Origin of the sequence: Mesorhizobium sp. M1A.F.Ca.IN.022.07.1.1, from assembly GCF_003997575.1 — a bacterium.
GTDB lineage: Bacteria > Pseudomonadota > Alphaproteobacteria > Rhizobiales > Rhizobiaceae > Mesorhizobium.
Window position 1 is genome coordinate 1 of the sequence record NZ_RZST01000246.1, and the last position, 9,148, is coordinate 9,148.

Here is a 9,148-nt window from a genome sequence, read left to right on the forward strand (position 1 = left end):
GAACGTGCTGGTGGTGCTCGATGCCGACAAGGGCATCAACAACGGCGAACCGGTTCTGCACGCCATGTGGATCGGCAAGGTCGAACCGAAACCCGGCGAAGCCGTCACCCATATCGGCGCCGGTACCGGCTACTATACCGCGCTGCTGGCAAGGCTGGTCGAGCCCAGTGGCAGCGTCACCGCCTTCGAGATCGAAGCGGATCTCGCCGCGCAAGCCAAGGTGAACCTCGCGGCTTATGGCAATGTCGAGGTCGTTGCCGGCGACGCTGTCGCCGGCCCGCTACCGCCCTCTGACATCATCTATGTCAATGCTGCCGTCATTGCCCCGCCCCCTGCGTGGCTGAGGGCGCTCAGGCCCGGCGGCCGGCTGATCTTCCCCTGGCGGCCGGCGCAGCGTATCGGCCTCGCCGTGCTGGTCACCCGCATGCAGGCGGGGTTCGCCTGCCGGCCCTTCATGGGTTCCTGGTTCATCCCTTGCGTCGGCGCCTCCCTCGCCGGCCCGGAGGCAAGAGTGCCAACCCGCGAACGCGCCAGCCGCACGCGCTCGATCTGGCTGACCGAAGACAAGGCGCCCGATCGAACCGCCACCGCCGTGTTCGGCGATGTCTGGTTCTCGTCCCGCGCCATGCGCGCCGACAGCGAACGATAGAAATCTGCGGAAGCCTGTGTCGGAACGCAGGCTTGTCGCCCGTCCTTAGGACGAAATCCGGCCGCGACGGCGCGGATCACGAAAAGGGAGAAGACAGATGCGCAAGATCATCGCCGCCACATTCGTCAGCCTCGACGGCGTCATGCAGGCGCCAGGCGGCCCGGAAGAGGACCCGGTCGGCGGCTTTCAATTCGGCGGCTGGACCTTCCATTACTTTGACGAGGTGGCGGGCGAGGCAATGGACGAATTGTTCTCAAAGCCCTTCGCCCTGCTGCTCGGTCGCAGAACCTATGACATCTTCGCCGCGTACTGGCCGTATCAGAAAGATCCGATCGCAGATGCCTTCAACCCGGCGACCAAATATGTCGCGACGCATCGGCCGGATAGCCTGACCTGGCAGAACACGCAGCCGCTTGGACCAGACGTCGTTGCCAGGCTCAGGCAGCTCAAGCAGGAAGACGGACCCGATCTGCTCATCCAGGGTTCGGGCAATCTGATCCAGACCCTGCTCGCCAATGGGCTGATCGACGAGATCCGGTTGATGATCTTCCCGCTGTTGCTGGGCAAGGGAAAGCGCCTGTTCGGCGATGACGCGATGCCCGCCGCCTTCAAGCTCATCAAGTCGCAAACCACCAGCACGGGTGTCATCATGGCGACCTATGAACGTGGCGGCGGCGTCAAGACCGGATCTTTTGCGACAGAGCAGCCTTCCGAAGCCGAGCTCGAACGGCGCAAGAACTGGAAGTAGCGCCAAGGTTCCTCGCCCCCAAAGCGGGGGCGAGGAACGAAAAGTGTCGCTCACGCTGCCCGGCGATGCCGCGCCAGACCCTCGCGGATATGAGTGGCGAATGCCTCTGCCGTCCGCGTCACTGCATGCTTCGGCAGGTGCAGGTTGACGGAAAAATTCGGCAGCGCCGGTAAGTCGGCGTCGGACAGGATGTCGAGGTCGGCCGGAACCGTCGAGGCGAGCCAGGTGGTCACCGCAAGGTCCGACCGTACCGTTGCGGTCGTTGCGTCGATGTTGCCGTTCTCGAACACGGTGCGCCAATCGAGCCCGTGCGTGCCGAGCGCCGCCAGCACCGCGGGACGGAAGGCGCAGCTATCCGCGACCATGGAGACCGGCAAAGGCCGCTTCAAGCGCGCCGAGCCGCCTCTGGCACCGACCCAGACCAGCCGGTCGACCAGTAGGCACTCGCCGGCCGTCGGACCGGCCCGCTCCTCGATGACGGCAAGGTCGATCGTCCCTGCCGCCAGCGCCGCCGCGAGTTCCGGCGAAGAGGCGCAGACCAGCGAAATCTCCACCTGCGGATAGGCTTCAGCGTAGGTTTTCAAAACAGGTTGCAGCAATGTGCCGACAAGATCGTAGGGCACGCCGATCCGCACCCCGCCGGCGACCGCCTTGCCGCTTATCTCCGCCAGGATCTCGTCATTGAGCCGCAAGAGACGCCGGCCCTTGTCGAGCAGCCGTTCGCCCGAACGCGTCAGTCTCAAGCCGCGGCGGTCGCGCTCGAACAACATCTGGCCAAGGATCTCCTCCAGCCGCTTGATCTGCTGGCTGACGGCGCCCTGGGTCAGATTGAGGGCGTTGGCCGCGGCCGTCATGCTGGCTTTGTCGGCCGTCGTCACGAAGGTGCGGACAAGTGTGGTGTCGAGATCGCGGAACATCGCTGCATTATAATCACTAATGCAGACCATATCCAACATTGCATTTACTGATAGCGCCCAGCGCCTAACATGCAGGCTCCTTCCACCGTGGAGGCTTTGGATGTCCGAAACCATCATCCCCCTTGTCCTGTTCGCGTTGATCTCGACCTCGACGCCCGGCATCGCCACGACGCTGTCGACGGCATCCGGGGCGCAGTTCGGCTTTCGCCGATCGGTGCCGCTGATGGCCGGCAGCGCCGCGGGACTGGCGTCAGTAGCGGCGGCGGGTGCTGCCGGCCTGGCCGGGCTGATCGCCGCCGTCCCCTCGCTCCAGCTTGCGATGAAGATCGCCGGCTCGCTCTATCTGATCTGGCTGGCGATCAGGATCGGCCGCAGCGGCCCGCCCAAGCTCGACGTGAGCATGGCTAGGCCGAACAGCTTCTTCGGCGGCGCCGGGATTCAGTGGATGAACCCGAAAGGCTGGGCGATGGGGCTGGGCGCCGCGGCGTCCTTCGCGGCCCTGGCGGATGGTCCGCTGCAACTCGCGCTGCTTCTCGGCGCCGTGTTCGGCCTTGCCGCGGCTTTGTCGCTGTCGTTGTGGTGCGTGGCAGGAACCCTGCTTGCGCGCCTGCTCAAGACTGAGCGCCAGTGGCGCGCTCTCAACATCGTGCTCGCCCTGCTGCTGGCCGCCTCGATCCTGCAGATGTGGCGGCCAGCTTGAGAGAGGTCAGACGGCGTAGCGCGCCGCCGGCTTGCCGGAGAACAGGCTGCCGAAGAACTGGTCTCTGGCGCCGAGATAGGCCGTCAGCCCGGCCGCGTCGGCAAGGCCGGGCGCGGTGACGGTTTCGCCCTGGGCGAAGCCGGCAAGTGCCGCGTCGACCAGATCCTCGGCGCTCATGATCCAGTCCGGATTGAGCCTGTCGAGGCTGATTCCGGAGACGTCCCACAACTCGGTGCGGACCGGTCCAGGCACGACGGACTGGACTTTCACTTCGGTGCCGGCGACTTCCTTTTGCAGCGCTTCGGTGAAGTTGGCGACATAGGCCTTTGTGCCGCTGTAGATGCCGCCAACGGCAATGCCATAGGCGACGACGGAGGCGATGTTGATGATCCCGCCGCGATTGCGCTTGATGAGGCCCGGCAGCACGGCGCGGGTCAGCCTGGTCAGCGCCACGACATTGACCTTGATCATGCGTTCGGCCGCATCGGCATCGGCGTCGGCAATCGTCTCCAGGCCGCCCACGCCGGCATTGTTGATCAGCAGCGTCACGCTGTCGTCCGTCGAAACCGCCTGCTCGACACGGCGCAGATCGGCATCGGCCGCAAGGTCGGCGACGATCGTCTCGACCTTGCGGCCATAGGCATAGGAGAGCCTGTCGGCCAGCTCCCGCAGCCGGTCGGCGCGGCGCGCCACCAGCACCAGGTCGTAGCCCTGCCCCGCAAGCCGGTCCGCGTAGACCGCGCCGATGCCCGACGATGCGCCGGTGATGACGGCCGTGCCCTTGTTGTCCTTCGTGCTCATTGTCCTGTTCCTTTGTTCGCTTCGCGCGGCTCGGCGCCGATGATCGCATCATCAGCCGAACCTCTGATTTCATTTAGTGGCATATGCCACTTTTGCCGAAGTAGGTATATGCCACTATCTTGTCAACGGCAGCGGCGAAAACTATTTCTGCGACAGGCCGGCGCGTCTTTGCGCCGGCAAGGAGCGATCATGGACGAAGCTCGGAAGCCGGGATTCAGCGACTGCAACAATGCCACGCTGCGGCGCGCTGCGCGCAGCCTCGGCCGCTTCTACGACGACGCGCTGTCGCCGTCGGGCCTGAAGAGCACGCAGTTCGGGCTGCTCTTTCAGATCCACATCAGCGATGAGCCGGCGATGGGCACCATCGCCGAGGCGCTGATCATGGATCTGTCCGCGCTCGGCCACACGCTGAAGCCGCTGATCCGCGACGGCTATGTCGAGACTTTTCCCGATAAGGACGACCGCCGCGTCAAGCGCGTCCGGCTGACGTCGCAAGGCAAGGCCAAGCTCGACGAGGCGCTCAAGCTTTGGAGCGTCGCGCAGCGGCAATTCGAGGACAAGGTCGGCGCGGAGCAGGCGGCGAAGCTTCGCGCGGCATTGGACGCCGTGGCCGACCTCGACCTGGAGCTGCCGGCGGCCGCCTTTTCGAACTGAAAAAGCGGCCGCCGATCAGGTTTGAATGCAATTATTCGGCCGGCATTGCCACCGGGCGTGCAAGCAGCCTTCCCGCCAAGACGATGCCCAGACCCAGGATCGGGAACACCGCGGCGACCAGGCCGAGATCGGCCGGCGCGCCGAAGCGCAGCACCGCACCGCCGACCACCGCGCCAAGGGCGACCCCGAAATAGAGCGCCGAGGCGTTGAGCGAGAGCACGATCGGGGCGGCATCGGGCGCTATTTTGATGATCCGGCTCGCCTGCGCCGGCGGGAAGGCCCAGCCGACGATGCCCCACGGCACCATCATGCCCATCAGCGCCGGCCCGGCGATCGAATGCGGCAGGAAGGTCGGGATCAGCGACAAGGTGACGAGCATCGCCGCGCTCAGCCCCAGCGACCAGCAAACCGTGCGCGCCGCGCCGAAACGGTCCGCCGCCTGGCCGCCGGCGATGTTGCCGATGACGGCGCCAACGCCGAAGGCAAGCAGCATGCCGGGAAGCGCCAGCGGGCTGAGGCCGCCGCCCTCGATCGCCAGAGGCGCGATGAAGGCAAAGACGGGGAAGGCGCCGACCAGCGCCAGCGTGGTCGTGACCAGGATCGGCAACACGCCGGGACGGACCGCCGCCGCCAGCCGCGCCTTGAGCGGCAACCTGGTGCCGACAATGCCGCGCGGCAGCCGCCACCACAGGATCGCGCCGGCAAGCGCGCCGAGGCCGGCAATGGCAAAGAAGGTGCCGCGCCAGCCGGCAATCGCCGCCACCAGCGCGCCGAGCGGTGCGCCGACCGCGACCGCCACCGTGGTGCCGCCGACCACGACCGCGATGGCGCGGGCCCTGTGATGGTCGTCGACCAGCGCCACGGCGGTGCCTTGCGCAGTTGCCGCGAACAGGCCGGACGACAGCGCCATGACGATGCGTGCGATGAGCAGCAATTCGAAGGACGAGCTTAGCGCCGCGACGATATTGCCGATGACGAAGAACACCAGCGTCCACAGGATGACGCGCCGCCGGTCCCACTCGCCGGTCAGCGTCGCCAGGATCGGCGCGCCGATCGCATAGGCGAGCGCGAAGGCGGTGATCAGCGAGCCGGCGAGCGGAACGGAGATGCCGGCATCCGCGGCGATATCGGGAAGAAGGCTGGAGATGACGAAGCCTTCGGTCGAGATCGCAAACGATCCGAGCGCAAGCCAGAAGATCCGCTTGTCCATGGGATATGTCCTTTGTTCAAAAGTTATTGAACAATTGGACATGAAGGGGCATGATGTCAACGGAACTTGGGCAAATTAGCGGAACCCTGCTGACAGCTCTGTGTCAGGACGGCGTAGAAACCGGGAAGCTGCGTAACCAAGCAAGAAGCGGAGACGCGTTGAAGTTGGTGCCGTTTGCGCTTAATTCTCAACCATGACCTTGCCTCATCCGACCGCCGATCAGATCAGCCTGCCGATCGTGCTTGCCGTGCTCGGCGACCCGACCCGGCTGGCAATCGTGCGCTTTCTCGCCAGCAAGGAAGGCGTGCCGATGAACTGCGGCAAGTTCCTCGACCTCGCCTCCAAGACCAATCTCAGCTACCACCTCGCCAAGCTGCGCGAGGCTGGCGTGACCCGCACCGAAGCGGTCGGCACCAGCCGGCTGATCACCCTGCGCCGCGACGACCTCGACAGGCGCTTCCCCGGCCTGCTCGACAGCGTGATCGCGGCCGCCGGCGAGGACAAGGCGCTTCCAGCGGTCGGCACCGCCGATGCGGAGATCGACGCCTGATGCGCATTGCCGTTCTGGCCGATATCCATGGCAACGTGCTGGCCCTCCAGCCTGCCGGATCGCGTTGTGCGGCAATAGCCATCGCAGCGAGCTCATCCGCATTCCCGCCGGCGCATGTCTCTGAGCAGGACAGCCGGCATGCGCGCTACGGCATCGTCGAGATGGATGCCTCCCGGCCGCTCCGAGGCGATCGCCATCGCCTACGACCATGAAGCTGCCGCAAAGCAGGCCGAACAAGCGGACGACTGGAATGGGCGCACGCGCCGCGGACCGGATTTATAAAGATTGAGCGAAGCTCATATCCATGATTGAGCGAAGCTCATAATCTGATTGAGCGGAAACGCCAGGATTGCAGTGCATTAAGGATGAAGCGTAAAGTCACGCTCCGATCGACATTGCTGATCGCCGCTCCTTTGCTGCTGGCCGCCGTGCCGGCTTTGGCCCAGGACGCGCCAGCCACGATCATTTCAATCATCGGCGGCCTTGCGCCGGACGATCTCCTCAACATCCGCGCCACCGCTTCACCAGATGGAAAGGTCGCGGCGCGCCTGCCCAACGGCGCAGCCGTGAAGAATTACGGCTGCAAGACCGTCAATAACTATCCCTGGTGCAAGGTCGAGGACACGCAGGACGCGCATATCGTCGGATGGGCGCCGGCCCGCTATCTCAGCCCCAACAACCCGGCCCCGGCGCCCGAGGATGCAGCCGTGCCGGCAACTGACGCCGGCCCGCCACAGGAAGCGAACGCGCCCGAGCCCTCTGAAGAACCGCAGCCGGACATCGCCGCGCGCCTGGGTCGCAGCGAGCCGGCCGATCCGCCATCCGCGGCCGATATCAGCGCCGTCGCCATGCAGGATGCCTACGCCCTCGCCTTCGCCGCCTCGGCGATCACGGAGTCCGACACCCCTGCCCCAGACGCCGCCGACGGCATCCCCTGCGCGCGCCGGATCGGCCAGCCGATGACCCGCTGCCTGATCAGCGTCGCACATGAGGCCGGCGACAGCGTCGTGACCGTGACCTGGCCGGACGGCGGCACGCGCATCATCCACTTCCATGACGGCAAGCCGGCCGGCTCGGACTCCTCCGACGAATTCCGCTTCACCCGCGAAGGCAGCCTGAACATGATCCGCATCGGCGTTTCGGAGCGCTTTGAGATCACGGATCAGCTGGCCCTGGGGAAGCGATAGGCTGAAGACGCCGGCGGGACAGCGCCCCCTCTGTCCTGCCGGACATCTCCCCCACTTGGGGGGAGATCGGCTGTTTTGGCGCCTCGCTTTTTCTTCGCCGTCGAAAATTGGCGAAAGCAGTCGTGACGTCCAATCTCCCCCTCGTGGGGAGATGCCCGGCAGGGCAGAGGGGGGCGCGAAGGAATGAGACGCCTGTTTTGTTCCGTCACGCCAACCCGCAAAACCCTCATTTTCGGGGTTACATCCGCCAAAACTCTTCCCTATAAGGCCCTCCTAGCCTGATACCAGAATCGCAAGCACAACCGGCCGGGTCCTCCCCGCCCGGTTTTTCGTGCAAGCCGCTCGCCGAACGGAATCCATAGACCATGCCAAGACGCACCGACATCAAGTCGATCCTGATCATCGGGGCCGGCCCCATCGTCATCGGCCAGGCATGCGAGTTCGACTATTCCGGGACCCAGGCCTGCAAGGCGCTGAAGGAAGAGGGTTTCCGCGTCATCCTGGTCAACTCCAACCCGGCCACGATCATGACCGATCCGGAGCTGGCAGACGCCACCTATATCGAACCGATCACGCCCGAAGTGGTGGCGAAGATCATCGCCAAGGAGCGCCCCGACGCGCTGCTGCCCACCATGGGCGGCCAGACCGCGCTCAACACCGCGCTGTCGCTGCGCCGCATGGGTGTGCTCGACCGCTACAATGTCGAGATGATCGGCGCGGATGCGCATGCCATCGACAAGGCCGAGGACCGCGCGCTGTTCCGCCAGGCGATGAGCAAGATCGGCCTGGAGACGCCGCGCTCGATGCTGGCCAATGCCACCGAGGTCAAGGACGCCGACCGCAAGATCCACGAGGCCGAGCGCGCCGCGCTCAAAGCCGAGAACCCCGAAAACCTCGATGCCGCGCTCGACGCGCTGGAGACGCGCTGGAACCTCGGCGAAGGCGACCGCAAGCAGCGCTATATCAGCCACGCCATGGCGATCGCGGCGCAAGCGCTCGACCATGTCGGCCTGCCGGCGATCATCCGCCCCTCCTTCACCATGGGCGGCACCGGCGGCGGCATCGCCTACAACCGCGCCGAATTCTACGACATCGTCCAGTCCGGCCTCGACGCCTCGCCCACCACCGAGGTGCTGATCGAGGAGAGCGTGCTCGGCTGGAAGGAGTATGAGATGGAAGTGGTCCGCGACAAGGCGGACAACTGCATCATCATCTGTTCGATCGAGAACCTCGACCCGATGGGCGTGCACACCGGCGATTCCATCACCGTCGCGCCGGCGCTGACCTTGACCGACAAAGAATATCAGATGATGCGCAACGCCTCGATCGCGGTGCTGCGCGAGATCGGCGTCGAGACCGGCGGCTCCAACGTCCAGTTCGCCGTCAATCCGGCCGACGGCCGCCTGGTGGTCATCGAGATGAACCCGCGCGTCTCGCGCTCGTCCGCGCTCGCCTCGAAGGCGACCGGCTTCCCGATTGCCAAGGTCGCGGCAAAGCTTGCCGTCGGCTATACGCTGGACGAGCTGGAGAACGACATCACCGGCGGCGCGACGCCGGCCTCGTTCGAGCCGTCGATCGACTATGTGGTGACCAAGATCCCGCGCTTCGCCTTCGAGAAATTCCCCGGCGCCGAGCCGGTGCTGACCACCGCCATGAAGTCGGTCGGCGAGGTCATGGCCATCGGCCGCAGCTTCCAGGAATCGCTGCAGAAGGCGCTGCGCGGACTGGAAAC

Annotated in this window: 11 protein-coding genes; 8 read left to right on the top strand and 3 right to left on the bottom strand. The window is 65.5% G+C overall.

All coding sequences use genetic code 11. The features are described from left to right. The coding region (locus tag EOA75_RS23085; protein WP_127325247.1) for a methyltransferase domain-containing protein at window positions 1-649 on the top strand (649 nt) is incomplete at its 5' end. Between the two features lie 97 nt (window positions 650-746). Further along, entirely contained in the window at window positions 747-1,397 is a 651-nt protein-coding gene (locus tag EOA75_RS23090) for a dihydrofolate reductase family protein (RefSeq protein WP_127215860.1), read from the top strand. Window positions 1,398-1,447: 50 nt separating this feature from the next. Here EOA75_RS23090 and EOA75_RS23095 read toward each other — a convergent pair whose 3' ends face one another. After that, complete coding sequence (locus EOA75_RS23095; protein WP_127245936.1) at window positions 1,448-2,314, bottom strand: LysR substrate-binding domain-containing protein; 867 nt, start codon at window positions 2,312-2,314, stop codon at window positions 1,448-1,450. Between the two features lie 100 nt (window positions 2,315-2,414). Here EOA75_RS23095 and EOA75_RS23100 point away from each other — a divergent pair, with 100 nt between their 5' ends. Next, window positions 2,415-3,014, top strand: a complete 600-nt coding sequence (locus tag EOA75_RS23100) for a LysE family translocator (protein WP_127215861.1) — start codon at window positions 2,415-2,417, stop codon at window positions 3,012-3,014. 6 nt (window positions 3,015-3,020) lie between these two features. Here EOA75_RS23100 and EOA75_RS23105 read toward each other — a convergent pair whose 3' ends face one another. Next, a complete protein-coding gene (locus EOA75_RS23105) occupies window positions 3,021-3,815 on the bottom strand; it encodes an SDR family oxidoreductase (RefSeq protein ID WP_127215862.1) in 795 nt (264 codons plus the stop codon). Window positions 3,816-4,004: 189 nt separating this feature from the next. Here EOA75_RS23105 and EOA75_RS23110 point away from each other — a divergent pair, with 189 nt between their 5' ends. Continuing rightward, a complete protein-coding gene (locus EOA75_RS23110; protein WP_127325248.1) occupies window positions 4,005-4,469 on the top strand; it encodes a MarR family winged helix-turn-helix transcriptional regulator in 465 nt (154 codons plus the stop codon). A gap of 31 nt (window positions 4,470-4,500) precedes the next feature. On the opposite strand, the gene EOA75_RS23115 is transcribed toward EOA75_RS23110, so the two are convergent. Further along, window positions 4,501-5,679 (bottom strand): MFS transporter, encoded by a 1,179-nt coding sequence (locus EOA75_RS23115; RefSeq protein WP_127325249.1) that lies wholly within the window; start codon window positions 5,677-5,679, stop codon window positions 4,501-4,503. Between the two features lie 193 nt (window positions 5,680-5,872). Between EOA75_RS23115 and EOA75_RS23120 the strand changes: the two genes are divergently transcribed. The 4 genes from EOA75_RS23120 to carB all read left to right on the top strand — a co-directional run. Next, window positions 5,873-6,229 (top strand): helix-turn-helix transcriptional regulator, encoded by a 357-nt coding sequence (locus tag EOA75_RS23120; protein WP_067326737.1) that lies wholly within the window; start codon window positions 5,873-5,875, stop codon window positions 6,227-6,229. Next, window positions 6,229-6,441 (top strand): hypothetical protein, encoded by a 213-nt coding sequence (locus tag EOA75_RS35190; RefSeq protein WP_245307585.1) that lies wholly within the window; start codon window positions 6,229-6,231, stop codon window positions 6,439-6,441. The genes EOA75_RS23120 and EOA75_RS35190 overlap by 1 nt, the downstream gene beginning before the upstream one ends. Window positions 6,442-6,624: 183 nt before the next feature. Continuing rightward, entirely contained in the window at window positions 6,625-7,416 is a 792-nt protein-coding gene (locus EOA75_RS23130) for an SH3 domain-containing protein (RefSeq protein ID WP_348626453.1), read from the top strand. Between the two features lie 365 nt (window positions 7,417-7,781). After that, window positions 7,782-9,148 (top strand): carbamoyl-phosphate synthase large subunit (carB, locus tag EOA75_RS23140; RefSeq protein WP_127325250.1); only part of this gene is annotated, 1,367 nt, incomplete at its 3' end.

Coding starts and splice junctions, on each gene's coding strand:
- EOA75_RS23090 (WP_127215860.1), top strand. CDS start 747: ATGCGCAAGATCATCGCCGCCACATTCGTCAGCCTCGACGGCGTCATG.
- EOA75_RS23100 (WP_127215861.1), top strand. CDS start 2,415: ATGTCCGAAACCATCATCCCCCTTGTCCTGTTCGCGTTGATCTCGACC.
- EOA75_RS23110 (WP_127325248.1), top strand. CDS start 4,005: ATGGACGAAGCTCGGAAGCCGGGATTCAGCGACTGCAACAATGCCACG.
- EOA75_RS23120 (WP_067326737.1), top strand. CDS start 5,873: ATGACCTTGCCTCATCCGACCGCCGATCAGATCAGCCTGCCGATCGTG.
- EOA75_RS23115 (WP_127325249.1), bottom strand. CDS start 5,679: ATGGACAAGCGGATCTTCTGGCTTGCGCTCGGATCGTTTGCGATCTCG.
- EOA75_RS23095 (WP_127245936.1), bottom strand. CDS start 2,314: ATGTTCCGCGATCTCGACACCACACTTGTCCGCACCTTCGTGACGACG.
- EOA75_RS35190 (WP_245307585.1), top strand. CDS start 6,229: ATGCGCATTGCCGTTCTGGCCGATATCCATGGCAACGTGCTGGCCCTC.
- EOA75_RS23105 (WP_127215862.1), bottom strand. CDS start 3,815: ATGAGCACGAAGGACAACAAGGGCACGGCCGTCATCACCGGCGCATCG.